At 64.4% G+C, this 26,492-nt stretch carries 20 protein-coding genes; 14 read left to right on the forward strand and 6 right to left on the reverse strand.

Annotated elements, in window-relative coordinates:
• Positions 1–13 precede the first annotated feature (13 nt).
• Genes prsK through SBA_RS09040 form a run of 3 tightly spaced genes read left to right on the forward strand, consistent with a single transcriptional unit; the run spans position 14 to position 5,493 of the window.
• Complete coding sequence (gene prsK, locus SBA_RS09030; RefSeq protein WP_261936610.1) at positions 14–2,086, forward strand: XrtA/PEP-CTERM system histidine kinase PrsK; 2,073 nt, start codon at positions 14–16, stop codon at positions 2,084–2,086.
• Positions 2,086–3,450 (forward strand): PEP-CTERM-box response regulator transcription factor, encoded by a 1,365-nt coding sequence (gene prsR / locus SBA_RS09035; protein WP_261936611.1) that lies wholly within the window; start codon positions 2,086–2,088, stop codon positions 3,448–3,450. Before prsK ends, prsR begins: the two co-directional genes overlap by 1 nt.
• A 3-nt stretch (positions 3,451–3,453) precedes the next feature.
• Entirely contained in the window at positions 3,454–5,493 is a 2,040-nt protein-coding gene (locus tag SBA_RS09040; RefSeq protein WP_261936612.1) for a tetratricopeptide repeat protein, read from the forward strand.
• A 34-nt stretch (positions 5,494–5,527) separates the two neighbouring features.
• Here the strand turns inward: SBA_RS09040 and SBA_RS09045 are convergent, their stop codons facing one another.
• Complete coding sequence (locus tag SBA_RS09045; RefSeq protein WP_261936613.1) at positions 5,528–5,872, reverse strand: GntR family transcriptional regulator; 345 nt, start codon at positions 5,870–5,872, stop codon at positions 5,528–5,530.
• 71 nt (positions 5,873–5,943) lie between these two features.
• Positions 5,944–6,522, reverse strand: coding sequence for a nitroreductase family protein (locus SBA_RS09050; RefSeq protein WP_261936614.1), 579 nt, complete (start codon positions 6,520–6,522; stop codon positions 5,944–5,946).
• Positions 6,523–6,663: 141 nt separating this feature from the next.
• Between SBA_RS09050 and SBA_RS09055 the strand changes: the two genes are divergently transcribed.
• The 3 genes from SBA_RS09055 to SBA_RS09065 all read left to right on the forward strand — a co-directional run bounded on the left by SBA_RS09055 (position 6,664) and on the right by SBA_RS09065 (position 10,975).
• Positions 6,664–8,187 (forward strand): peptide MFS transporter, encoded by a 1,524-nt coding sequence (locus SBA_RS09055; protein ID WP_261936615.1) that lies wholly within the window; start codon positions 6,664–6,666, stop codon positions 8,185–8,187.
• Positions 8,184–9,584, forward strand: a complete 1,401-nt coding sequence (locus tag SBA_RS09060; RefSeq protein ID WP_261936616.1) for an amidohydrolase — start codon at positions 8,184–8,186, stop codon at positions 9,582–9,584. The genes SBA_RS09055 and SBA_RS09060 overlap by 4 nt, the downstream gene beginning before the upstream one ends.
• Positions 9,585–9,703: 119 nt before the next feature.
• Positions 9,704–10,975: an amidohydrolase family protein gene (locus SBA_RS09065; RefSeq protein WP_261936617.1), complete on the forward strand. Its 1,272-nt coding sequence runs from the start codon at positions 9,704–9,706 to the stop codon at positions 10,973–10,975.
• A gap of 1,108 nt (positions 10,976–12,083) precedes the next feature.
• Here the strand turns inward: SBA_RS09065 and SBA_RS09070 are convergent.
• The gene (locus SBA_RS09070) at positions 12,084–12,554 is read right to left on the reverse strand and encodes an SH3 domain-containing protein (protein ID WP_390902421.1); all 471 of its coding nucleotides are present in this window, start codon (positions 12,552–12,554) and stop codon (positions 12,084–12,086) included.
• 140 nt (positions 12,555–12,694) lie between these two features.
• On the opposite strand from SBA_RS09070, the gene SBA_RS09075 reads away from it, so the two are divergent.
• On the forward strand, positions 12,695–13,693 hold the full coding sequence (locus SBA_RS09075) for a 2-hydroxyacid dehydrogenase (RefSeq protein WP_261936619.1): 999 nt from the start codon (positions 12,695–12,697) through the stop codon (positions 13,691–13,693).
• A gap of 3 nt (positions 13,694–13,696) precedes the next feature.
• Here SBA_RS09075 and SBA_RS09080 read toward each other — a convergent pair whose 3' ends face one another.
• The gene (locus tag SBA_RS09080) at positions 13,697–14,146 is read right to left on the reverse strand and encodes a ferritin-like domain-containing protein (RefSeq protein ID WP_261936620.1); all 450 of its coding nucleotides are present in this window, start codon (positions 14,144–14,146) and stop codon (positions 13,697–13,699) included.
• A 175-nt stretch (positions 14,147–14,321) separates the two neighbouring features.
• Between SBA_RS09080 and SBA_RS09085 the strand changes: the two genes are divergently transcribed.
• The 4 genes from SBA_RS09085 (at position 14,322) to SBA_RS09100 (ending at position 19,510) form a co-directional block, all read left to right on the forward strand.
• Positions 14,322–14,507, forward strand: a complete 186-nt coding sequence (locus SBA_RS09085) for a DUF1328 domain-containing protein (RefSeq protein ID WP_261936621.1) — start codon at positions 14,322–14,324, stop codon at positions 14,505–14,507.
• 5 nt (positions 14,508–14,512) lie between these two features.
• The gene (locus SBA_RS09090) at positions 14,513–14,716 is read left to right on the forward strand and encodes a DUF5818 domain-containing protein (RefSeq protein WP_224551271.1); all 204 of its coding nucleotides are present in this window, start codon (positions 14,513–14,515) and stop codon (positions 14,714–14,716) included.
• Between the two features lie 53 nt (positions 14,717–14,769).
• On the forward strand, positions 14,770–16,527 hold the full coding sequence (locus SBA_RS09095) for a DUF885 domain-containing protein (RefSeq protein ID WP_261936622.1): 1,758 nt from the start codon (positions 14,770–14,772) through the stop codon (positions 16,525–16,527).
• Positions 16,528–16,744: 217 nt separating this feature from the next.
• Entirely contained in the window at positions 16,745–19,510 is a 2,766-nt protein-coding gene (locus tag SBA_RS09100; RefSeq protein WP_224551273.1) for a bifunctional aconitate hydratase 2/2-methylisocitrate dehydratase, read from the forward strand.
• Between the two features lie 190 nt (positions 19,511–19,700).
• Here SBA_RS09100 and SBA_RS09105 read toward each other — a convergent pair whose 3' ends face one another.
• Positions 19,701–19,901, reverse strand: coding sequence for a YgzB family protein (locus SBA_RS09105; protein WP_261936623.1), 201 nt, complete (start codon positions 19,899–19,901; stop codon positions 19,701–19,703).
• Between the two features lie 257 nt (positions 19,902–20,158).
• Here SBA_RS09105 and acnA point away from each other — a divergent pair, with 257 nt between their 5' ends.
• From acnA to SBA_RS09120, 3 genes are all read left to right on the forward strand, one after another.
• The gene (gene acnA / locus SBA_RS09110) at positions 20,159–22,828 is read left to right on the forward strand and encodes an aconitate hydratase AcnA (protein WP_261936624.1); all 2,670 of its coding nucleotides are present in this window, start codon (positions 20,159–20,161) and stop codon (positions 22,826–22,828) included.
• Positions 22,829–22,900: 72 nt separating this feature from the next.
• Complete coding sequence (locus SBA_RS09115; protein ID WP_224551275.1) at positions 22,901–23,155, forward strand: CBU_0592 family membrane protein; 255 nt, start codon at positions 22,901–22,903, stop codon at positions 23,153–23,155.
• Positions 23,152–23,814: a cyclase family protein gene (locus SBA_RS09120; RefSeq protein ID WP_261936625.1), complete on the forward strand. Its 663-nt coding sequence runs from the start codon at positions 23,152–23,154 to the stop codon at positions 23,812–23,814. Before SBA_RS09115 ends, SBA_RS09120 begins: the two co-directional genes overlap by 4 nt.
• 328 nt (positions 23,815–24,142) lie before the next feature.
• Here SBA_RS09120 and SBA_RS09130 read toward each other — a convergent pair whose 3' ends face one another.
• A complete protein-coding gene (locus SBA_RS09130; protein WP_261936626.1) occupies positions 24,143–26,470 on the reverse strand; it encodes a GH92 family glycosyl hydrolase in 2,328 nt (775 codons plus the stop codon).
• Positions 26,471–26,492 lie beyond the last annotated feature (22 nt).

Raw genomic sequence — 26,492 nt, forward strand, 5'->3', positions numbered from 1 at the left:
GGCGATAGCGGGCATGGGCGCGCTCCTCCAATTTGTCGGCGACTGGGGCCATGCGCTCGCGGCGGTGCTGTTCGCCGCGCTGGGCATCTTCCTGCTGCGCCGCCGGGACGAGGCGCCGGAACCGCGCCTGCTCGCCGCCGCGCTGCTGCTGACGTCCTGCTGGGCGCTCTATGTCTCGTTCGGCGGCGTGTCGAAGCCGCTGTCGGGGATCGGCGAAAGCATCCGCAACGCCGCTTGGCTGCTGGCGATGTTCGTCATGCTGCGGCGCGGCCCGGTGGGGCGCACAGGGCCGACCGTTGCCATCAGCGCCCTCTACGCCGCGGTGGCCGGACTGATCCTGCTCCAGACCTTCACTGACCTGACCTGGCGTCAGCTGTCGCCGGCCAGCGACCTGCATCGCGCGCTCGTCACCTGTTCGCTGATCCTGCGGATGATGACGGCAATCGGCAGCCTGTTGCTGGTCCATCACCTCTACACCGCTTGGCCGTCGCGCGAGCGGGGCGGAATCGCGTTGCTGCTGGGTGCGCTGGCGGCGATGTGGACCTATGATCTCAACCTCTACGCCATCTGCTATGTCGCGCCGCACCGGGTGAACGAACTCTATGCGCTGCGCGGCCTGCTCATGGCGCTGGCGGCGCCGGTGATCGCGGTGGGGATGCGCAAGGGGATGGCGGGGCGGTTGCAACTGTCGCGCGCCATCACCTTCCAGTCGCTCTCGATCGTGGCGATCGGCCTCTATGTCGCGGTGCTGACCGCCGCGGCGGTGCTGATTGAACTGATCGCCGGCCCCTATGCGCGGGTGGTGGAGATCGGTGCGGTCTTCTTCACCGCCGTCACCGCGCTGGTGCTGCTGCCATCGCCCCAGGTGCGGGCGCTGTGGAAGGTGCAGGTCGCCAAGCATTTCTTCCAGCATCGCTATGATTATCGCACCGAATGGATGCGCTTTGGCGACACGATCGGCCGGCCGGGCGAGGACGCTGCGCCGCTGGGCGAGCGCGTGGCCAAAGCGGTGGCCGACATCACCGATTCCCCCGCGGCCATGCTGCTTCTGCGCGACGAGCGCGACGCCCTGTCGTTCGAGACGCATTGGAACTGGACCGGCGATCTGGCGCATGTCGATGCGGTCGCGCCGGCCACGGTGCTGCATATCGAAAAGAGCGGCTGGATCGTCGATCTGGCGCGGCTGAAGACCGGCGACAGCACGCTGGACCTGCCCATATGGATGACGCAGGATCGCCGCGCCTGGGCGCTGGTGCCGCTGATCCATTATGGCCGATTGATCGGTGCGCTGCTGCTGGCGCGCCCGCCGATCGACCGTCGGCTCGACTGGGAGGATTTCGACATGCTGCGCGCCGCCGGGCGGCAGGCCGCGACCCATATCAGCGAAGCGCAGGGCCAGCAGGCGCTGGACGACGCGCAGCGGTTCGAGGAATTCAACCGCCGCTTCGCCTTCATCATCCACGACGTCAAGAATCTGGTGAGCCAGTTGTCGCTCCTGTCGCGCAATGCGGAGCGCCATGCCGACAATCCTGATTTCCGCGCCGACATGGTGCTGACGCTCAAGGAATCGGTGGGCAAGATGAACGACATGCTCGCCCGCCTGTCGCAGCATAACAAGGGCCGGGCGGAAGAGCCGCGTCCCATGGATATGATCGACCTGTTGCAACAGATCGCCCGCGCCCGCGAGCGCCAGCATCCTATCCATGTCAGCGGTGGCGCACCGCTGGCGCTGGCCGACCCGACGCGGGTGGAGCAGATCGTCACCCATCTGCTGCAAAATGCGATCGATGCCAGTGCGCCCGACAGCCCGGTCGACCTGTGCCTGACCGCCGACGGCGGCGAAGCGGTGGTCGAGGTTATCGACCGGGGCAAGGGCATGAGCGCCGAATATATCCGCCGCGACCTGTTCAAGCCCTTTTCTTCCAGCAAGGCGGCGGGTTTCGGCCTCGGCGCGTTCGAAGCCCGCAGCCTGGCGCAGGCCATGGGCGGGCGGATCGAGGTGGAGAGCAAGCCTGGCGCGGGCAGCCGCTTCACGCTGCGCCTGCCGCTGGCGCCCCGGACAGACAGACAAGAGAAGGCCGCCTGATGAGCGACACCCGTCCCAAATTGCTGATCGTCGAGGATGATCCGGGCCTGCAGCGGCAATTGCGCTGGGCCTATGAGGATTATCAGCTCTTCATCGCCGGCGACCGGCAGGAAGCGATCGAGATGTTGCGGGCCGAAACCCCCGATGTCGTGACGCTTGACCTGGGCCTGCCGCCGGACCCTGACGGCACCAGCGAAGGTTTTGCGACGCTGGCCGAGATGCTGAAGATCAAGCCGGACACGAAGATCATCGTCGCGTCCGGCCATGGAGCGCGCGAAAGCGCGCTGGATGCGATTGCCGGCGGTGCCTATGATTTCTACCAGAAGCCGGTCGACATCGACGAACTGGGCCTGATCGTCCGCCGCGCTTTCCACGTCCATGCCCTGGAGCGGGAAAATGCGCGCCTGGCCGAGACCGCGCCGGAGGACGGCCGGGTGCTGGGCCGCCTCATTTCAGGCGCGCCGGAAATGATGAAGGTCGCCCGCACGATCGAGCGCGTCGCCGCGGCGCAGGTGTCCGTCCTGCTGCTGGGCGCAAGCGGAACCGGCAAGGAGTTGCTGGCGCAGGGGCTGCACGACGCCAGCCCGCGGCGCGGCGGCGCGTTCGTCGCGATCAATTGCGCGGCAATTCCGGAGACGCTGCTCGAATCCGAATTGTTCGGCCATGAAAAGGGCGCCTTCACCGGTGCGATCAAGACCACGCCCGGCAAGATCGAGCAGGCGCAGGGCGGCACGCTCTTCCTGGACGAGGTAGGCGACATTCCGCTGCCCTTGCAGGTCAAGCTGCTGCGCTTTTTGCAGGAGCGGGTGATCGAGCGGATCGGCGGGCGCCAGCCGATTGCGGTCGATACGCGCATCGTGTGCGCGACACACCAGAATCTGGAGCAGATGATCGCGGCTGGCAGCTTCCGCGAAGATCTTTATTATCGCCTGGCCGAGATCGTCGTGCGCATCCCCGCGCTCAAGGACCGGGCGGGCGATCCGGCGTTGCTGGCGCGCCATTTCCTCACCCGCTTCGCGCGGGACATGAACCCGCAGGTCAAGGGGCTGGCCCCTGACGCGCTGGCCGCGCTCGACGCCTGGGGCTGGCCCGGCAATGTCCGCGAACTGGAAAACCGCATGAAGCGCGCGGTCATCATGGCCGATGGCAAGCTGATCACCGCCGCGGACCTCGACCTGGACGACGAGCGCGCCGAGGGCGGCGACGTCGTCAACCTGAAGGCCGCGCGCGAAATGGCCGATCGCCGCGCCATCCGCCGCGCCATCGCCCGCACCGACGGCAATATTTCCGGCGCGGCCAAGATGCTGGGGATCAGCCGCCCGACGCTCTACGACCTGCTCAAACAATATCAGATGCAGGGATAATCGATGCGCCGGTCCCGTCTCATCATCCTCGCTCTTTTGGTCCTGCTGCTGCTCGCCGGGGCGGGCCTGTGGCAATGGCGCGCCCATGAGCGCGACGGCAGTTCGGCCCTGACGCGCGGTCTGGCTGCGCTCGACAAGGGCGACGCGCGCACCGCGCGGATCGAGTTGATGAACGCGATTAAGGGCAATCCGCGTTCCGCCGCGGCCCACGAGGCGCAGGCACGGGCGCTCGCCGAACTGGGCGACGGCGTGGGCGCGCAGGCGGCGGTGCAACGCGCCCGCGCACTGGGGGCGCCGCCGGCGCAGACCCGCGCGGTGATGGCTCAGGCGCTATTGTTGCAAGGCGACCTGGAGGGCGCGCTGCGGGAAGCGCGGGCGCCCGACCTGCCGTCCGACTTCGCCGTCCCGGCCGCGAGGGTCGTGGCGCGCGCCGCGCTGGCGCAGGGGAACATCGCGGATGCGCGCACGGCGCTGGAACGGGCGCTGACGGTCGCGCCGAACGATCCGGCCAATTGGGTCGAACTGGGGCGCCTGCGCCTCCTGTCCGGGGATCAGGCCGGTGCGATCACCGCGGCCGACCGGGCGGTGGCGCTGGCCCCGACCGATGCGAAGGCGCTGACCCTGCGCGGCGAACTGGTGCGCGGCCAATATGGGCTGACCGCGTCGCTGCCCTGGTTCGAACGGGCGCTGGCGGCCAATCCCGATTCGGTGCCGACACTGGAGCAATATGCCGCGACGCTGGCGGATGCGGGGCAGGCTAGCGCGATGCTGACCCTTACTCGACGGCTGATTGCGATCGATCCGTCCAACCCGCGCGCCTGGATGATGCAGGCGGTGATGGCGGCGCGCGCCGGGCAGGGCGATCTGGCGCGCAAGTTGCTCGACCGCACCCAGGGGCGGCTGGACGCCGAACCGGCGACCCGGCTGCTTCGCGGCGTGCTGCAATTGCAGGACGGCAATGCGGTTCTGGCCGCCGATGCGCTTGGCCCGCTCGTGGCGGCGCAGCCGGACAATCGCACCGCGCGCTCGCTGCTGGCGCGGGCACATTATATCAATGGCGACTTTGCGTCCGCCGCCGCCTTCCTCGCGCCGATGGTGGCCCAGCGCGATGCCGATCCCTATGTGCTGACGCTCGCCGCCCGCGCGCAGGAAGCTTTGGGCAACCGGGCGATGGCGGACGACATGCTGGCGCGCGCCGCCTGGCCGATACGGGCAGCGGCGGATCCCTTCGCCGGCGCATCGGACGGCACGCTGGCGACTGGTCCGGCGCCCGCCAGCGCTGCAACCGCGCGTGACAACGTCCCCTATATTCGCGCTTTACTCAGTACCGGGCGTAACGCCGATGCGGTGGCACGCGCACGCATGTTGAGCCGCGCCAATCCCGGCGCGCCCGACGCCTGGCTGATCCTGGGCGATGCGTTGGCCGCGGATGGCGCGTCGCAGGAGTCGGTGCGCGCCTATGAGGCGGCGGCCAATATTCGCTTCGATCGTGACGTTGCGCTTCGGCTGGCGGCGGCGTGGGGCCGGGTCGGCAATCCGGCACGTGCGGCACAGGTCGTACAATTGTTCCTGACCCAGAATCCCAATGATGTACAGGTGCAACGGCTGGCCGCAAGCATCGCGATGCAGGCGCAGGACTGGCGTGGCGCGCTGCGGATGCTCCACGCGGTGCAGGCGCAGGTGGGCGAAAACGACGCGGTGCTGATGGCGGACCTGGCCCGCGCGGCGCTGGAAAGCGGCGATCGCGCGAGTGCGCGCGCCTATGCCGCGCATGGCTATCGGCTGATGCCGGCCAATCCGCTGACCGCCGACATGTTCGGCTGGGTGCTGATGAAGACCGGCGAGAAGGGGCCGGTGGCGATCGACCTGCTGGAAAAGGCGGTGGCGATGGCGCCGCAAGCCCCTGCGTTGCAGATGCATCTCGGGCAGGCCTATGCCGCCGCGGGGCGGAAGGGGGAGGCAAAGCTGGCGCTGGGTAGAGCGGCGGCGGTACGCGGCTTTACGGGCCGACAGGATGCGCTGGACGCGCTGGCGGCGCTGTAGTTAGCTGATCAACCCGACCAGTCGCTAAACAGGCCTACGCCTTCGCCAGATCCAGATCGTCCAGCCGAATGCCCAGCCGCTTGATCTGCGCCGCGACCGGGGGCCAGACCCTGTCGAGGAAGCGTTCGCGTTCGGCTTCGCGCAGGCGGCGGGTCGCGCCGTCGGCGACGAACATGCCGACGCCGCGTTTCACCACCACCAGCCCGTCATCCTGGAAGCTCTGATAGGCCTTGGCCACGGTCAGCGGGTTCGCGCCCTGCGTAGCGGCGAAGGCGCGCACCGATGGCAGCAGGTCGCCATCGGAAAATTCCCCATCCAGAATGGAAGCGGCGATGATCTCCCGCAGGCGGAGATAGACGGGTTTGGATTCGTCGGCCATGGTGCATCAGTGCCATAATACAGCCATGCGGGTCAATCCACATGACTGTTCGGCAAGCTTTGCCTGCGGAATTATCTGTCCCAGGTCGAAACGATCATGTCATAGTCCGGCCGTGGCCGTTCTTCCTGCGGCTTGCCCGGCGTGCCGATAAAGACGAATCCGGCGATCTTTTCGCCTGGCCCGCCAAAGGCGTCGCGTACGTCGCCATTGAAGCTCGGCCATCCGGTCAGCCAGCCGCCGGCAAAGCCCAGCGCATGGGTGGCGTGCAGCAGGTTCATGATCGCCGCGCCCGCGGACAGTTCCTGTTCCCAGACCGGGATCTTGCTGCCCGCCACCGGCGCGGACAGGGCCACCACCAGGGTCGGCGCCTGATGCGCGAACTGGTGCATCGCATCGATCTCCAATCGCCCGGCATCGGGCTTTTCGGCGCGATAGGCGGCTTCCAGCAGATCGGCCAGCCCGGACCGCTGGTCCTGCCGCACGATCACGAAGCGCCATGGCGCCAGCTTGCCATGATCGGGGGTGCGCAGCGCCACTTCCAATATCTGGCGCAGTTGCGCCTCGTCCGGGCCGGGCGCGATCAGGTCGCGCGGTTTGCCGGAACGGCGGGTCTGGAGCAGGGCGAGCGGGGAGGAGCGGTCGTTGAACATCGCGGCGACAGATGGCGCGTCCCTCGCTTCGACGCAAGGGCAGGCTGGTCTTTTGACAGGACGAACCCATCGGCTCTAGGCTGCATCCAATAAGCGGCCGCCGCACGGCAAGGCCGGACACAAATATGCAAAGGGTGCCGAATGGCGATTTCGGACATGAACGCGGTCGAGGCAGGCAAGACCTGGCTCGGCCATCCGCGCGGGCTGTACCTGCTCTTCTTCGCGGAAATGTGGGAGCGTTTCTCCTATTACGGGATGCGCGCCATCCTCATCTTCTACCTGACCAAACATTTCCTCTTCGGCGAGGACAAGGCCTATCTCCTCTACGGCGCCTATACCTCGCTTGTTTACATCACGCCGGTCATCGGCGGCTATCTGTCCGACCGCTATCTGGGGCCGCGCAAGGCGGTGCTGGTCGGCGGCGTGTTCATCGCCATCGGCCATTTCCTGATCGCCATCACCGAAGGGCCGGGGGGCCAGGATCCGCTGTTCCTCAACGGCTTCTACTTCGCGCTCGCCTCCATCATCGTGGGCACTGGATTCCTGAAAGCCAATATCTCCGTGCTGGTGGGCGAACTCTACGCCCTCGACGATCATCGCCGCGATCCCGCCTTCTCCATCTTCTACATGGGCATCAACATGGGCGGGATGCTCGGCCCGATCGTCTGCGGCCTGCTCGGCGAACTCTGGGGCTGGAGCTGGGGCTTCGGCGCGGCGGGCGTCGGGATGCTCGCGGGGCTCGTCATGTTCGTGTGGCTGAAACCCTGGCTGCTCGGAAAGGGCGAGCCGCCCGCACCGCAGCAACTGCGGGCGCGCACCGCGACCGGCCTCAGCCAGGAATGGACCATCTACCTCGCCGCGGCGCTGGGCGTGACCGCGATCTGGCTGGTGATCCGCTATGCCGAACTGCTGGGCTATGCTTTGCTCGGCTTCTCCGCGCTGACCGTCGTCTATATCCTTTGGCGCACGGTAGGCACGCTGGGGAAGGTCGACCGCGACCGGATGTTCGCCGCGCTCTTCCTGATCGCCTTGAACCCGCTCTTCTGGGGCCTGTTCGAACAGACCGGATCGTCGCTCAACATCTTCACCGACCGCAATGTCGATCGGAACATGCTGGGCTGGGAGGTGCCCGCGTCTTTGTTCCAGTCGGTCAATTCGGTCTTCATCATCCTGCTCGCGCCGCTCTTCGCGGTGCTCTGGACCTTCCTCGACAAGCGCCGTCTGGAGCCTTCTTCGCCTGCCAAGTTCGGCATCGGCCTGGTGCTGTGCGGCGCCGGCTTCCTCGTGCTGGTCGCGGGCGCGGCGATGGCGGGGGCGAGCCTGACACCGGTGATCTTCGTCTTCCTCATCTACCTGCTCCACACCATGGCCGAACTCTGCTTCTCGCCGGTCGGCCTGTCCGCGATGACGCGGCTGTCGGTGTCGAATATGGTGGGCCTCGTCATGGGCACCTGGTTTCTCGCCATGGCGGCGGGCAATTTCATCGCCGGCCTGATCGCCCGCGCCACCGGCAGCGGCGAGGCGGGCAATGTGACGCAGGTGCTGGACGTCTATACCCGGATCGGCTGGTTCGCGATCGTGGTGGGCGGGCTGGTGCTGCTCGTTTCCCCTTATATCAAGCGGTTGATGCATCTCGACCTGATCGGCACGGAGGACAAGGCATGAGGCAACAGGGACGCGCGCTGCTGATCGCGGCGCTGCTGGCGGGGCTGGCCGGCCCTGCCGTCGCGCGCAGGGACAAGGAAGATGCACCAGCCGCGCAGCAGGGGTCATCCGCGGAACCGGAAAACCCTTATCCCTCCACCTACAAACCCTATCCCGGCCGCCCCACGGCGATCCGGGGCGCCACCATCTTCGACGGGGAGGGCGGCCGCATCGACAATGGCGTGGTCTTCCTGTCCGAAGGCAAGGTGACGGCGATCGGCGGCCCGGACACGCCGATCCCCGCCGACATCGCCGTGTTCGACGGCACCGGCAAATATGTGACGCCGGGCGTGATCGACATCCACAGTCATCTGGGCGATTATCCCTCGCCCGGCGTGGAGGCCAATAGCGACGGCAACGAAGCCACCTCAGCCGTCACGCCCCATGTCTGGGCCGAACATAGTATCTGGCCGCAGGACGCAGGCTTTTCCCGCGCGCTTGCCAATGGCGGCGTCACCAGCCTGCAAATCCTTCCCGGTTCCGCCAACCTGTTCGGCGGCCGCAGCGTCACGCTCAAGAACGTGCCTGCCCGCACCATGCAGGGGATGAAATTCCCCGGCGCGCCCTACGGCCTGAAAATGGCGTGCGGCGAGAACCCCAAGCGCGTCTATGGCAGCAAGGGCCGCGAACCCTCCACCCGCATGGGCAATATGGCGGTCAATCGCCAGACCTGGATCAAGGCGCGCGAATATGAAAAGAAACGCGCCGCCGGGAAGGACCAGACCCGCGACCTGGGCATGGAAACGCTGGCCGATGTGCTGGAAGGCAAGATCCTCGTCCACAATCATTGCTACCGCGCGGACGAGATGGCCAACGTCATCGATATGAGCAAGGAGTTCGGCTACAAGGTCGCGGCCTTCCACCACGCGGTCGAGGCGTACAAGATCGCAGACCTGCTGCGCGACAACGGCATCTGCGCGGCTTTGTGGGGCGACTGGTATGGCTTCAAGATGGAGGCCTATGACGGCATCAAGGAGAATATCCCGCTTGTCCACCGCGCGGGCGCCTGCGCCATCGTCCATAGCGACGACCAGGACGGCATCCAGCGGCTGAACCAGGAAGCGGCCAAGGCATTGGGCGCGGGCCGCCGCATGGGCATCAACATTTCGGATGAGGTCGCCTGGACCTGGCTCGCCATCAACCCCGCGCGCGCCATGGGCATCGCGGACCAGACCGGCAGCCTCAAGGTCGGCAAGATGGCCGATGTCGTGCTGTGGAACGGCAACCCGTTCAGCACCTATAGCCGGCCGGAAAAAGTATGGATCGACGGCGCGCTCCTCTACGACAGCGCCAATCCCAAATTGCGGCCGGTGGTCGATTTCGAACTGGGCCAGATCGGCGCGGGAGACGTGAAATGAACTATCCCACCAATAGAACGCCGTTCGCCCTGAGCCTGTCGAAGGGCTTTCCTACTCAAGCGTTGAAAAGAAACAAGCGGGCTTCGACAAGCTCAGCCCGAACGGTTGTAGCGGCGCTATTGTTCGCCACCGCAACCCCAGCCCTGGCCCAATCCCTCGTCATCACCGGCGCGACCCTGGCCATCGGCGACGGATCGGAGCCGATCAGGAACGGCACCGTGGTCATCAGCGCGGGCAAGGTCGTCGCGGCCGGCGCAGGCGTCGCCGTCCCCGCCGGCGCGAAGACCATCGACGCCGGCGGCAAATGGGTGACGCCCGGCATCATGTCGGGCTTTTCCCGCGTCGGCCTGGCCGAAGTGCCGGCGGTCAAGGAAACCAACGACACCAGCGCCCGCTCGCCCTTCTCCGCCGCAATCGACGTCGCGCCGGTCATCAACCCGCTCGCCAACCCGATCGCGATCAGCCGCACCGCGGGCGTCACCCGCGCCGTCGTCGCACCCGCGACCGGCACGAACATCTTCGCCGGGCAGGGCGCGGTGATCGATCTGGGCGCGGACATGAGCCCGATCACCCGGCCACGCGCCTTCCAATATGTCGAAATGGGCGAAGCGGGCGTCGAGGAGGCGGGCGGCAGCCGCGCGGCGATGATCCTGACCTTCAAGATGATGCTTACGCAAGCGCAGGATTATGCGAAGGCGCCCGCCAGCTATGACGGCCGATCGAAGGACGCGCTGCTCAACCGCGTCGATGCGCAGGCGTTGGTGCCGGTCGTCAGCGGGGCGATGCCGCTAATGGTCCACGCCGAAAGCGCACGCGACATATTGGCGGTGCTGGCCCTGCGGCAGGATTTCCCGGCACTGAAGCTGATCCTGGCCGGGGCGACCGAAGGCTGGATGGTCGCGCCGCAGATTGCGGCGGCCAGGGTGCCCGTCATCACGGCGGGCCTCGAAGACCTGCCGTCGAGCTTCGAAAAGCTGGCCGCGACCCAGAGCAATGTCGGCCGACTGGTCAAGGCAGGCGTCAGCGTCTCGATGGGGATGCTGACCGGCGACGATGCGCTGCAATTGCGGGCGGCGACGCAGCAGGCGGGCAATATGGTGGCGCTGCTGAAAGTGCCGGGCGCCACTGGCCTGAGCTGGGGCCAGGCGCTGCGCACCATCACCTCGGCTCCTGCCGAAGCGATGGGGCTGGGCGACCGGATCGGATCGCTCACCCCCGGCAAGGCGGGCGACGTGGTGATCTGGGACGGCGACCCGCTGGAAATGACGTCGGCCCCGGTCGCGGTCTGGATCGACGGCGTGCAGCAGCCGCTGGAAAACCGCCAGACCAGGCTGCGCGACCGCTACGCGACGCCGACGGAAGGGGCGTTGCCCAAGGCGTATGAATGGTGAGGCGAAGGGGGCTTCGGCCGCCTTCGCCTTCGGGCCCGATGTTGCGGTTGTCGGCGCGAGCCGCTCTATAGCTTCACCGCGGACCCTTCGACAGGTTCAGGACAGGCTTGATCGGGGGGGGCGCTTTTTTCGCGCATCGAAGGGCGCGGGATGCCCGATTGAGCTCCAGCATGACGAGAGCGATATCTGCTCACGACCATTTGTGGCCGCTCCAGGAATAATATGAGATTTCTGCTAGCAGACGTTCAGTAGGATCTGCCGCCGTGCCGATTGGCTAGAAACCGGTAGCAAAGTCCTGTCATGGCACCGAGCGCTGACCACAAGGCGAACACGAACAATGCGGTCGCCGCAGGCGCAGGATGCCTCGCCGTCGCCCAAACCAGATATAGAGCGGCTGGGATGCTAGTCATAAGCAATCCGCCAATTGCAAATCCCTTTAAAGATCGGCGGTTTGTCCGCAGTAAATAGGCACAGATTGCTAGTCCGAAAATGATTTGGGCTCCATACAGCAGCAGCAAATAGAAGATTGGTAGAGACACTGGGCGAGGAAAGCCGCCGCTTCCCCACGACACTACAGCACCAACTATCGCCGCCGGCACTGGAGCCAGAAAAAATGCAACGAGCTTCATTATGTCGGCCCCCACTTCTGAAGCCGGTGTGGCAGGATCAATCCCAAAATTCCATCTTAAACTGGCCTGTTGGGTGCCGACCAAGGGCGGACCTCTTATGCATCGTCACCCTGAACTTGTTTCAGGGTCCATTCCTCCGGATAGAGCAATGGTTTGTTCGGCTCGATGGATGCTGAAACAAGTTCAGCATGACGCCGTGGGGAATGTCGCCTTCCCACCCTTTGCTGCCAATCCCCTGTCCTACACAGCGCCGCCATGCCACATTTGCCCCTCGGCTCCTTGTCATCGTCCGCACATCCCCTTTCCACGCAGTCGCGCAGCTGCGTCGATCCGGCGCCAAGCGCGACTCTCATGCGCGATATGCGAGAGGTTAGAGAAGTTCCGCGACTAACCCGTTGAAATCGCAAAGATCGAAGCGAACATTTCCCATCCGAAAGCCCGGAAAATCACACCGCAAAGCGCATGTCCATGGCTGGACCCTAGCTACCGGTAGCGCCCCACACATCGCTGGCCTTCACATAGCCGCGCTGGCCCTTGGCGTCGAAATTGCACCAGCCGCCCGAACAATCGCCCAGCCGCCCGACCACGCCGCGTTCCGCCCGGAACAGCGCCCGCGCGCCATCGCGCGGCGATTCGCGCAGCGGCGCGACTTCGGACCGGACGATCGCGGTCGGCGTATCGCTCAGCAGGCGGACATGCATCCAGCCCTGCGCGCCGTCGGGGTCTTCCACTTTGCGCCACAGGCCCAGCACCTGCACCACCTTCACCGGCAGGTCGCGGCGGCGGTAGATCCAGTTGGACGGGTAATCCAGGCTCGGCCCGACGCGCATCCGCGCTTCGTCCTGCGACAGCGACGCCCAATAGGGGACCGGCTTGCTCGGCCCGGCCAGCGCCGCGCCCGTTACCGTCAAGGCCGCGACCAAAGCGGCGCCCAGCAAAAGACGCTTCATTCCAGACCTGAACCCCATGTCGCCCATCGCCTTCCCATACGCCCTGCCGGCCCGCCCCGACAAGCGTTGATGTCGCCGGTTGCGTCGCCAGTCGCCATATCCGCTTGACCGGCGACGCGGGCAGGCATAGCGGCTTTGCCATGGCCAAGAAGCAGCGTCCCGCAAAGCCGCGCGTCATCGTCACGCGCCGCCTGCCGCCCAATGTGGAGGCGCGCATGGCCGAATTGTTCGACGCCAGCTTCAATGTCGGCGATGTCGCGATGAACCGCACCGATCTCGCCCGCGCCATGGCCCAGTGCGACGTGCTGGTGCCCTGCATCAGCGACCAGATCGACGCCGCGCTGCTGGCTGCCGCGCCGGAACGGCTGCAACTGATCGCCAGCTTCGGCAGCGGGGTCGATCATATCGACCTGCCGGCCGCGCGGGCGAAGGGGATCATCGTCACCAATACGCCCGGCGTCCTGACCGAGGACACGGCCGACATGACGATGGCGCTGATCCTGTCGGTGCCGCGCCGCCTGGCCGAAGGCGAGAAGCTGGTCCGATCGGGTGAATGGCGCGGCTGGAGCCCGTCGGGAATGCTGGGCCACCGCATCGGCGGCAAGAAGCTGGGCATCATCGGCATGGGCCGGATCGGTCGCGCCGTCGCCCGCCGCGCCCGCGCCTTCGGCCTGTCGATCGCCTATCACAACCGCCATCGCCTGCCCTTCGAAGTGGAGCAGGAGCTGGAGGCGGAATGGCATGGCGATCTGGATGGGCTGCTGAGGGCGAGCGACATAATATCGATCCATTGCCCGCTCAACGCCGACAGCCGCGGCGTGATCGACGCGCGGCGGATCGCGCTGATGCCGCCGCACGCCTATTTCATCAACACCTCGCGCGCGGAAATCACCGACGAACAGGCGCTGATCGCGGCGCTGGACGAAGGGCGGATCGCCGGCGCGGGCTTCGACGTCTACACCCATGAGCCGGCGGTCGATCCGCGGCTGCTGGCGCTGGCCAACGTCGTGCTGCTGCCGCATATGGGCTCCGCGACCTTCGAGGGCCGCGATGCGACAGGCGCGCGGGTGATTGCCAACATCCGCACCTGGGTCGATGGCCATCGACCGCCCAACCAGGTGCTGGAAGGCTGGGTCTGACGCTTAAGCCGTGGCGAGCTGGTCCTTGAGCCCGTTCACCACCAGATGGCCATGCACCACCGAGTCATGAGCGCGGCGCACGACATCCTGCGTCTCCGCGTCGATCGCCTCGTCCTTGAGCACGCGCTCAAACTCTTCGCGCAGATAATCCTCGCCACGGTCGATCGCCTGGATCACCGCCTTGTCGCCGCCGCCCAGCGCAACGAAGATGTCCTCCATCCGCCGATGCACGGTGCCGGCGACGGAGCCGAAGCCATTGGGCTTGCCCCCCAGCGCCCGGCTGCGCGCCTGTAGCAGGTCGACCGCCTTGGCGCGCTCGGCTGCCAGATCGCGGAACAGGGTCTGGAACGCGTCCGATTTCACCTTGCCGGCACTATGTTCATAGCCTTTCACGCTATCGATCAGGGTGGTGATCAGGTCGTCCAGCTTGCTGATGGCATGATTGTTCGACATCGCCTTCTCCTTTGATACGGCGGGGGAAGAACGGTCAAACGGACGCGATGGTTCATACAACTGTCTGAGAATGAACCTTAATCCTGCATTATCCATAGTTACGACCGGGCGGAACAAGCGCCCTCGCCGTCGGTTGATGCTGGCATAGACCGGATACGAAACGAAAGGACGTCCCATGCTCAAGCTGGCCATCATCTCCCTCGTCATTGCGGCCGTACTGGCCTTGCTCGGCTTCGGCGGCGCCGCTGGCGCCTTCGTCGGCATCGCCAAGATCCTGTTCTTCATCGCCCTCGCCGTATTCGTGCTGTTCCTCGTGCTCGGACTATTGGCTGGCAAGGGCATTAAGGACGCGATAGACTAAAGACCATGACACAGATTGGCGCTGGCGTGAATGAAACCGGCAGATTGCTGCGCGACGACGCCGGTTTTCTGCTTCAGCGTGATCTGGGCGGCAGCTATCGCCTCGTCCTGTTGCGCGTACCTATCGATCATGTGGAAAAGCGGGTGCGCGTACAGGGCTATTATGCCGGGGACGGCATCGTCGAGGCGGAGGGCGTGGCTGCGGCCTGATTACCGCGTCGCCCCCTTGCCAAAACCATTCGGACGCGCGAATAATTGCGTCCATGCGCAAGTTTCTATCTCTGATGCTCACCCTCGCCGCGCCCGCTCTGGCGCAGGCGCAAACGCCCCATGACGACCTTGCAAAGGTCATGGACGACCATTGGCGCTGGTATCTGTCCACCCATCCGGTCGAGGCAACCGCGCGCGGCGTGCGCGATTATGACGATCGCATCTATGATATCTCGCTCGCGGCGCGGGATGGGCAGATCAGGGCGGAACGCGGCTTCGTCGCCCGATTGGAAGGTGTACCCGCCGAGCAACTGGATGCAGCCGATAAAGTCAATCGAGACGTACTGCTATGGATGTTGCGCGATGATATCGAAGGCGACACGCATCCCGCAGAGCGGCTGATGCTCTTCACCACCTATTATGGCTGGCATCAGGGCTTTTCCGGCATGGCGGACGCCCTGCCTTTCTACAATCGCGCCGATTATGACAGCTATCTCAAGCGTTTGGCGCTCTATCCCAAGCAGAATGGCGACGCCTTGGCCATTACGCGGCAGGCGATCAAGGGCGGCTATGTTCAGCCCTGTTCGGTGCTGCAAAATTATGCGGACACGATCAGCGGCATCGTCGCGGGCAAGCCGGAGGAGACGCGCTTTTTCGAGCCGTTCAAGCGCGCCAGGCCGCGCGACCTGAGCGAGGCCGACTGGAGCGCGATGCAGGCGAGGGCGGTGACGGTCATCCGCGACGTCATCACGCCCGAATACCGCAAATGGCATGATCTGGTCGTGCAGGAATATTTGCCCCATTGCCGCAAGAGCGACAGCGCGTCGGCGCTGCCGGGTGGGCCGGCCTGGTATGCGGCCCGTGTGAAGGCGCATACGACGACCGATCTGACGCCGGATCAGATTCACGAGATCGGGCTGGAAGAAGTAGCGCGGATCGGCAAACGAATGGACGAGATCGCGGTCAAGGCCGGCTATCCCAGCCGCGCCGCCTATATCCGGCACCTGCGGACCGATCCCAGCTATTATGCCAAGACGCCGGAAGAGTTGCTGCGCGTCGCGGCGCGGCAGGCCAAGACGATCGACGGCCTGCTGCCGCGCTATTTCGGCACGCTGCCACGTCTGCCCTATGGGCTTAAAGCCATCCCTGCGGCGGAGGCGGAAGGCACGACCACCGCTTATTACGGCCCCGGCGCGCCGGAGAGCGGCATTTCCGGCACCTATTGGGTCAATACGTCGAAGCTGGACCAGCGGCCTTTCTGGGAACTGCCTGCCCTGACCGCGCATGAGGCGGTGCCGGGCCATCACAACCAGATCGCGTTGCAGCAGGAATTACCGCTGCCGCCTTTCCGCAAATATCTCGCCGGTTTCACAGCCTATGTGGAGGGCTGGGCGCTCTACACCGAATATCTGGGCGAGGAGATGGGCCTGTACGACACGCCCGAGAAGATGATGGGACGCCTGTCCTACGAGATGTGGCGTGCGTGCCGGCTTGTGGTGGATACCGGCATCCACGCCAAGGGTTGGGACAAGGCCAGGGCGGTCGCGTTCATGAAGACCAACAGCGCCTTGTCCGACGCGAATATCGATGCAGAGGTCAATCGCTATATCAGCTGGCCGGGGCAGGCGCTGGGCTACAAGCTGGGCGAGATCAGGATTCGCGAATTGCGGGCTAAGGCGGAGGCGGCGCTGGGGCCGAAATTCGACCTGCGCCGCTTCCATGACGCGGTGCTGGCGCAGGGCGCGGTGCCGCTGACCGTGCTGGAAAGCCAGATTGACGGATGGATCGCGACGGAAAAGGCCAAAGCATAGCCATACTACTTAAGTCCATGCTTTACTCGGAGTAATTTGAAAGGCCGCAGTTTTAGGCCGATTGGCGTAGCTGGCGCCAATATTTTGCCGCGCCGCGGCGGCTTGCCAACTTGCGTCTCTTGACGTACCGGGGCCGCGTCAGCTCCCAGACCGGGCATAAAAGTCGGCAAGTGGCGCTGCGCGTCGACTCCGTGCACTTTATGACGTTGGGAACGAGATGAGCATTTACCTGGATTATCTGGCCGAAATCGACAGCCGAAAGACTCAGGGACTTGCGCCCAAGCCGATCGACGACGGCGCGCTCGTCAAAGAGATTATCGGCCTGATCCAGGATATAGGCAGCGAATATCGCGCCGACGCGCTGAAATTCTTCATCTACAACACGCTGCCCGGCACCACGAGCGCGGCGGCCGTCAAGGCGGCGTTCCTCAAGCAGATCGTCCAGGGACAGGCGATCGTCCCGGAAATCACGGTGGCGTTCGCCTTTGAACTGCTCAGCCACATGAAGGGTGGCCCCTCGATCGCCGTGCTGCTCGACATCGCGCTGGGGGATGACGCCAAGCTCGCCGTTCAGGCCGGCGAGGTGCTCAAGACCCAATTCTTCCTGTATGACGCCGACATGTTCCGCTTGCGCGACGCCTATGCGGCGGGCAACGCCGTAGCGAAGGACGTGCTGGAAAGCTACGCCAAGGCCGAATTCTTCACCAAACTCCCCGATGTCGAGGACGAGATCAAGGTCGTGACCTTCATCGCGGGCGAAGGGGATATCTCGACCGATCTTCTGTCGCCGGGCAACCAGGCGCATTCGCGGTCCGACCGTGAGTTGCACGGCCTGTGCATGATGACGCCGGAGGCGCAGCAGCAGATCGTGGCGTTGAAGGCCCAGCATCCCGACAAGCGCGTGATGCTGATCGCCGAAAAGGGCACGATGGGCGTGGGGTCGTCGCGCATGTCGGGCGTCAACAATGTGGCGCTGTGGGCCGGCAAGCAGCAGAGCCCCTATGTGCCCTTCGTCAACTATGCGCCGGTCGTCGCGGGCACCAACGGCATTTCGCCGATCTTCGCGACCACGGTGGACGTGACCGGGGGCATTGGCCTCAATCTGAAGAACTGGGTCAAGATGACCGGCCCGGACGGCAAGGCGATCCTGAACAATGATGGCAATCCGGTGCTGGAAGAGGCCTTCTCGGTCGCGACCGGTACGGTGCTGAAGATCGACGTCAAGAACAAGAAGCTGACCGATGAGGCCGGCAAGGAACTGGCCGACGTCGCCGCCGCGTTCACGCCGCAGAAGATGGAATTCATGAAGGCGGGCAGCAGCTACGCCATCGTCTTCGGCAAGAAGCTCCAGACCTTTGCCGCCGAGACGCTGGGCGTCGAAGCGCCGGCGGTCTTCGCGCCGAACAAGGAAATCTCGGTCGAGGGCCAGGGCCTGACCGCGGTGGAGAAAATCTTCAACCGCAATGCCGTCGGCGTCGCACCGGGCAAGCTGCTGCACGCCGGTTCGGACGTGCGCGTCACCGTGAACATCGTCGGTTCGCAGGACACCACAGGTCTGATGACCGCGCAGGAACTGGAAGCGATGGCGGCCACCGTCATCTCGCCGCTGGTCGACGGCGCATATCAGTCGGGCTGCCACACGGCATCGGTCTGGGACAAGAAGGCGCAGGCCAACATTCCCAAGCTGATGAGCTTCATGAACAATTTCGGCCTCATCACCGCGCGCGACCCCAAGGGCGTCTATCATGCGATGACCGACGTCATCCACAAGGTGCTGAACGACATCACCGTGGACGACTGGGCGATCATCATCGGCGGCGACAGCCATACCCGTATGTCGAAGGGCGTGGCGTTCGGCGCGGACTCCGGCACGGTGGCGCTCGCGCTGGCCACCGGCGAAGCGACCATGCCGATACCGCAGTCGGTCAAGGTCACGTTCAAGGGCAAGATGCAGCCCTATATGGATTTCCGCGACGTCGTCCACGCGACGCAGGCGCAGATGCTGCACCAGTTCGGCGGCGAGAATGTGTTCCAGGGCCGCATCATCGAAGTCCATATCGGCACACTGCTGGCCGACCAGGCCTTCACCTTCACCGACTGGACGGCCGAAATGAAGGCCAAGGCGTCGATCTGCATTTCCGAAGACGCGACTCTGATCGAGTCGCTGGAAATCGCCAAGTCGCGCATCCAGATCATGATCGACAAGGGCATGGAAAATGCGGCCTGCACCCTGAAGGGCCTGATCGCCTTGGCTGACAAGCGCATCGCCGAAATCCGCTCGGGCGAGAAGCCCGCGTTGACGCCGGACGCCAATGCGAAATATTTCGCCGAAGTCGTGGTCGATCTGGATCTGATCGACGAACCGATGATCGCCGACCCGGACGTCAACAATGCCGATGTGTCGAAGCGGTATACCCACGACACGATCCGCCCCGTCTCCTATTATGGCGGCACGAAGAAGGTCGACCTGGGCTTCATCGGGTCGTGCATGGTGCATAAAGGCGACATGAAGATCCTGGCGCAGATGTTGAAGAATATCGAAGCGACGCAGGGCAAGGTCGAGTTCAAGGCGCCGCTGGTCGTCGCCCCGCCGACCTATAATATCGTCGACGAGCTCAAGGCCGAAGGCGATTGGGACGTGCTCAAGAAATATGCCGGATTCGAATTCGACGACGTGGCGCCCAAGACCGCCGCGCGCACCGAATATGAGAATATGCTGTATCTGGAGCGTCCGGGCTGCAACCTGTGCATGGGCAATCAGGAAAAGGCCGCGAAGGGCGATACCGTCCTCGCCACTTCGACCCGCCTGTTCCAGGGCCGCGTCGTGGAAGACACCGCCAACAAGAAGGGGGAATCGCTGCTCGCCTCGACCCCGGTCGTGGTACTGTCGACCATCCTGGGCCGCACGCCGAACATGGACGAGTATAAGAGCGCTGTTACGGGCATCGACCTGACCAAGTTCGCGCCGTCCGCCGCGCACTGATCGAAGGGGGCTAAGGCCCTCCCGTGACAAGGCCGCCGCCGCATTTTCCCTTTAAGGGAAAGTGCGGCGGCGGCCTTGTCGTTTGTGGCTCATCGGAGTGGCGCAAGCTTTGATACGAGGCTTCGACTTCGCTCAGCCTCTACTCAGCATGAACGGGAAGGAGGTAGGCAAGTGATCTGCGCAAGCGACGTCAGGAAAAGCCGCCGAGCCATGTGCGATGCTGCGATGCAGCAAGGGGCAGGGGCGTGTCGCAATAAGCGCATTCCGCGACGACGCGACCGACGATCCACTGCATGCCGCCACAGTCGGGGCAGGGCGTTTTTCGGCCCTGATAATATTGCGGATTGATAGCAATAAGTGCCGATCCGGCTGGCAAAAGACATGTGTCCATGACTGTCTCCCCTTTTCTGCCGACGCAACGTTTAAAGGGGCGAAACATATCCCTACATAGGGGGCTCAGGCTGCGTCGCCATTTGACTTGACCCCTGCAAATGATATGGCGCTGCAGCATCGGGACATACCTGCTTCGACCATGGGTTGGGGCGCATCCCTGCCACCTTGCCGTGCGGTTTTGTCGTCGCCGATCGGCGAGCCTCTGGTGGAAACGCGCCATCCTCTGGCCGGGCCATGCGAGGAGACGCACATCTTATGACCGCCATCGGACAGGATACTCTGGGCACCCGCGACACGCTGAGCGTCGACGGCAAGGACATTGCCTATTATTCGCTCAAGAAAGCGGCGGCCAAGCTTGGAGATGTGTCGCGCCTCCCTTTTTCGATGAAGGTGCTGCTGGAGAATCTGCTCCGTTTCGAGGATGGGGTCACCGTCACCACCGCCGACATTCAGGCGATCGTCGACTGGCAGAATGACAAGGGCAAGGCCGAGCGTGAGATCCAATATCGTCCGGCGCGGGTGCTGCTGCAGGACTTCACGGGCGTTCCCTGTGTGGTTGACCTCGCCGCGATGCGCGACGCCATGAACGCGCTGGGCGCGGATGCGAGCAAGATCAACCCGCAGGTGCCCGTCCATCTGGTCATCGACCATAGCGTCATGGTCGACGAGTTCGGCACGCCCAAGGCGTTCGAGCAGAATGTGGAAATCGAATATCAGCGCAATATGGAGCGCTACGACTTTCTGAAGTGGGGCAGCAAGAGCCTGGCCAACTTCTATGCCGTGCCGCCCGGCACCGGCATCTGCCATCAGGTCAATCTGGAGAATATCGCGCAGGCCGTATGGTCCTCGGTCGATGTCGACGGTACCACCGTCGCCTATCCCGACACCTGCGTCGGCACCGACAGCCACACCACGATGATCAACGGCCTGGGCGTGCTGGGCTGGGGCGTGGGCGGCATCGAGGCGGAAGCGGCGATGCTGGGCCAGCCCGTTTCCATGCTGATCCCCGAAGTCGTCGGCTTCAAATTCACCGGCAATCTGAGGGAAGGCGTGACCGCCACCGATCTTGTCCTGACCTGCACCCAGATGCTGCGTGCGCGCGGCGTCGTCGGTCGCTTCGTGGAATATTTCGGTCCCGGCCTTGCCACCCTGTCGCTCGCCGATCGTGCGACGCTGGCCAATATGGCGCCGGAATATGGCGCGACTTGCGGCTTCTTCGGTATCGACGACAAAACGCTGGATTATATGCGCCTGACCGGCCGCACCGACGAAAATATCGCGCTGGTCGAAGCCTATGCCAAGGAGCAGGGCTTCTGGATCGATCCGGCCATCGAACCGGTCTTCACCGACACGCTGGAATTGGACCTCTCCACGGTCGTCCCCAGCCTTGCCGGCCCCAAGCGCCCGCAGGACCGCGTCGCTCTGCCGGACGTGGATGACGTGTTCAACGCCGATCTGGTCAACACCTACAAGAAGACGCAGCAGCGCGTACCGGTCGATGGCAAGGATTTCGACATTGGCGATGGCGACGTCACCATTGCAGCTATCACCAGCTGCACCAACACGTCGAACCCCAGCGTCATGATCGCTGCCGGCCTGGTCGCCAAGAAGGCGAACGAACTGGGCCTCAAGCCCAAGCCCTGGGTCAAGACGTCGCTCGCCCCCGGTTCGCAGGTCGTCACGGACTATTTCAACAAGGCTGGCCTTCAGGAGCATCTGGACGCGATCGGCTTCAACCTCGTCGGTTATGGCTGCACCACCTGCATCGGCAATAGCGGCCCGCTGGCTGAACCGATCAGCAGGGCGATCAATGAAAACGGCCTGGTGGCCGCCGCCGTCATCTCCGGCAACCGCAACTTCGAAGGCCGCGTGTCGCCCGACGTGCGCGCCAACTTCCTCGCCAGCCCGCCGCTGGTGGTTGCCTACGCTCTCAAGGGGACGGTGATCGAGGATTTCCTGACTACGCCGATCGGTCAGGGCGCCAGCGGTCGGGATGTGTATCTCAGGGATATCTGGCCGACCAATGATGAGGTCGCATCGACCATCGCAGGCTGTATGGATCGTCCGATGTTCCAGGCGCGCTATGCCAATGTCTACAAGGGCGACGAACATTGGCAGGCGATCGACGTTACCGGCAGCGATACCTACAAATGGCGCGCCGGTTCGACCTATGTCGCCAACCCGCCCTATTTCGAAGGGCTGACCATGACTCCGGCGCCGGTCACCGACATCATCGAAGCAAAGCCGCTGGCGATCTTCGGCGATTCCATCACGACCGACCACATCTCGCCGGCCGGATCAATCAAGGCGACCTCGCCCGCGGGCAAGTGGCTGAGCGAGCATCAGGTCGCGCAGGCCGACTATAACAGCTATGGTTCGCGGCGCGGCCATCATGAGGTCATGATGCGCGGCACCTTCGCCAATATCCGCATCAAGAATCTGATGCTGGACGGCGTCGAGGGCGGCATGACCCGCTATGACGGCGACGTCATGCCGATCTACGACGCGGCGATGAAGCACAAGGCCGACGGCACCCCGCTCGTGGTCATCGGCGGCAAGGAATATGGCACCGGATCGTCGCGTGACTGGGCGGCCAAGGGCACGAACCTGCTGGGCGTCCGCTCGGTGATCGTCGAAAGCTTTGAGCGTATCCACCGTTCGAACCTGGTCGGCATGGGCGTGCTGCCGCTGCAGTTCAAGAATGGCGAGAACAAGGACCTATTCGGTTTCACCGGCGATGAAACCTTCACCATCCAGAATGTCGCGGGTTTGAAGCCCCGCCAGGACGTGGACGTGATCGTGAAGCGCGCCGACGGCTCGACCTTCACCTTCACCGCGTTGTGCCGGATCGATACCGTCAACGAACTGGAATATTTCCTGAACGGCGGCATCCTCCAATATGTGCTGCGCAAGCTGGCCGCTTGATCGGCTGATCCGCTGGAGTAAGGCAGGAGGGCTTCTCCCAGACGGGAGGAGCCCTTTTCTCTGGGGGCGGATGTGGCGCTGTTCGTGGAAATCATCGGCTGGACCGGCGCGCTGCTGGTGCTGGCCGCCTATGTCGGCGTGTCGACCGGGCGACTGTCGGGCGGATCGGCGACCTTCCAGTGGCTGAATGCGGTCGGCGCCACCCTGTTCGTCCTCAACACCTGGTGGCATGGCGCCTTTCCATCGATGGTGCTCAACATCATCTGGAGCGTCGTCGGCTTCGTCACCCTATGGCGCATCGGACGCCGGAGAATGTCCCGCTCATGACCCGCTTCATCGACCTCAGCCATGCTATCGAACATGGGATGCAGACCTATAAGGGCGTCGCCGCGCCGCATATCTGCGATTATTGGACCCGCGAACAGTCGCGCGCCACCTATGCCGATGGTAGCGCCTTCCAGATGGGGCGGATCGATATGGTGTCTAACACGGGAACCTATCTGGATGCGCCCTTCCATCGGTTTGAGGAGGGCGACGACTTGTCGATGCTGGCGCTGGAGCGGCTGGCGAGCCTGCCCGCGATCACCGTGCGAAGGCCGTTCGAAAAGGTGGGGCTGGCGACCGACGCGGCCGATCTGGACGGGATCGATGTGGCGGGACGGGCGGTGCTGGTCCACACTGGCTGGGACCGGCACTGGCGCATGCCGACCTATTTCGAGGAGCATCCCTTCCTGACCGAGGCGGCGGCGCGGCTGTTGGCGGAGCGCGGCGCGAAGCTGGTGGGTATCGACAGCCATAATATCGACGATACCCGCCCCGGCACCGGCCGCCCGGTGCATCGCGAACTGCTGGGCGCAGGCGTGCCGATCTGTGAGCATATGACCAATCTCGGCGCGCTGCCGGAGGATGGCTTCGCCTTTACCGCCGTGCCGCCCAAGGTGATGGGCATGGGGACGTTTCCGGTGCGGGCCTTTGCTTCCTTATAGTGGCAGAAAGCGGCCATTCTTGCTTGTAGCAGGGCGATCAATTGCGGGTCCATAAACTCATAGTCGTCGGGGATGTCGAGGCAGACTATCCGCGTGCCGTTCAATGCGGAACGAAAACGTTTCTGGATTTTGTTGCGGTGGGTCTTCTCCATGACGAAGATAGTGTCGGCCCACCGGAGCATTTCGTCGTCCAGCGGGGTTTCCGCATCATGGTTCGTTCCCGCAGACCGGGTTTCGATGCCGGGATGATCGGTGAAAATCTGCTCGGCGGTGGGACTACGAAGCCGGTTCTGGCTACAGATGAAGAGATAATGCCTTTCTCTCTGCATCATCGTCCATAACCAGTCATCGAATAAGGCCGCGCTTTCACGCCGGTCGCCCATATCTTGTTGGGCGTAGCCTGCATGGTGAAGCGCAGTTCGCCGCCGGCCCGAATCTCCGCGTCTGTAATATAGCTGCGCTCCAGCGGCTGGCCGTTCAGCGTCACCTTGCCGATATAGCGGTTGGTGTCGGACAGGCCATCGGTCAGCACCGTGAACCGCTTGTCGCCGACCTGCATCTCCGCCCGCTCCACGAAGGGCCGTCCGATCACATATTCGTTGCTGCCCGGCGCGACCGGATAGAAGCCCAAGGCGGTGAAGACGAGCCAGGCGGACATCTGGCCGAGGTCGTCATTGCCCGCGAGGCCGTCGGGCGTTGGCTTATACTGGCTCTCGACGATCTGCCTCAGCCGCTCCTGCGTGCGCCAGGGTTGCCCTGCATAGCTGTAGAGATAGGCGACATGGTGGCTGGGTTCGTTGCCATGGATATATTGGCCGATCAGGCCGGCAATATCCTCGGCATGGCTATAGTCGATCCTGCTATTGTCATAATCGAACATGGCGTCCAGCTTCGCGACGGATTTTGCGTCGCCGCCCAGCAAACGGAACAGGCCGCCCTGATCCTGCGGCATGAACCAGCTATATTGCCAGGCATTGCCCTCCGTATAGTCCGACCCATAGTTGATCGCGGTCGGATCGAAAGGCGTGCGGAAGCTGCCGTCGGCCTTGCGCGCGCGCAGGAAGCCGGTCTTCGCGTCGAAGCTATTGCGCCAGTTCCGGGCCCGCTTTTCGAACCGGGCAGCCGTCGCGCCGTCGCCCAACTGGCGGGCGAGGCGGGCGATGGTCCAGTCGTCATAGGCATATTCGACCGTCTTGGACGCCGCTTCGGGTTCGCGGTCGATCGGCACATAGCCCAGCTTCATATAGTCGCCAAGGCCGCCATAGGGGGCATAGTCGGCGCTGGCGACCATGGCTTTGAGCGCGGTGGCGCAGTCGATCCCTGTGATCCCTTTCAGACACGCATCGGCGATCACCGGCACGGCGTGATAGCCGATCATCGTCCAGGTTTCCTTGCCGGCGAATTGCCAGACGGGGAGGATGCCGAAGGGGCTGGTCTGCTGGCTGGCGATCAGCGAGTTGACGAAATCGGCATTTTTCGCCTCGGGCTGGATCAGCGTCAGCAGCGGATGCTCGGCGCGGAACGTATCCCATAGCGAGAAGGTGGAATGCATGGTGAAGCCGGACGCGGCGTGAACCTGATCGTCCGGCCCGCGCCAACGGCCGTCGGCATCACCCCAGACGCTGGGCGCCATCAGGCTGTGATAGAGGGCGGTATAGACATTGCGGCGCATCGGTGCGGGGGCATCGATCTTCACCACGCCCAGTGCATCGGCCCAGACGGCGCGCGTACTGGCCCGGATCGCGTCGAAATCGCCTGGCTCGCTGGCGAGGTTGGCGATCGCGCCATCCTCGTCCACGCCCGATAGCGCGACCTTCACTTCCAGCGGCTTGGCCAGCGCGCCGAAGTCGAGTTGCGCCACCAAGGCGCGGCCGGAGAGGGAATCGAGCGTTTCCGGGCCGCGGCCCGGCCCCTTGAAGCCCTTATAGAGGATATCCTTTTCTGTGGTGACGAACTGATGGCCGGTCAGCGGCGCGGAGAAGCGGATGGCGAAGAAGATACGGCGTGGCGTCGCCCAGCCGCGCACCTCGCGCGATCCGGTGATCGTGCCGTCGGGGCGGATACGGATGGAGGACCAGAGAATCTTGCCGGGATAATCATAGATGATGGAGCGCAGATCGAGCACCAGATGCGCGGCCTTGCCCGACGGGAAGGCGTAGCGGTGGATGCCGACGCGGGTGCCGGCCGTCATTTCCGCGCGGACGCCCGGATCGCTCAGGGTGACGGCATAATAGCCGGGAGAGGCGACTTCGTCCGCCTTTCGCGAACGATAGCCGGGCCTGTCGGGCGTTCCTGCCTCCAGCGGCACCGTTTCGCCCGCGACCGGCATCACCAGGACATCGCCCAGGTCGCTATGCCCCGCGCCGGAGAAATGGGTGTGGGAGAAGCCGAGGATCGTCGGGTCTTCATGGCGGTAGCCCGCCGCCCAATTATAGGTTTGCCGCGCCGGCCCGACATGGGTGTCGGGCGAGAGCTGGACCATGCCGAAAGGGGCGACCGCACCGGGGAAGCTATGGCCTTCGCCCGACGTGCCGATGAAGGGATCGACCGCGTCAACGGGCGAAGGCGCGGGCGGCTGCGCAGTCTGGGCCGGAAGGGCGGACCCGGCGAACAGGCTGGCGAGAAGGAGCGGGCGGGCGAGGCGGGGCAGGGTCATATTGGGGTTAGATCACGGCTGC

This window comes from Sphingomonas bisphenolicum (assembly GCF_024349785.1).
GTDB classification, from domain to species: domain Bacteria; phylum Pseudomonadota; class Alphaproteobacteria; order Sphingomonadales; family Sphingomonadaceae; genus Sphingobium; species Sphingobium bisphenolicum.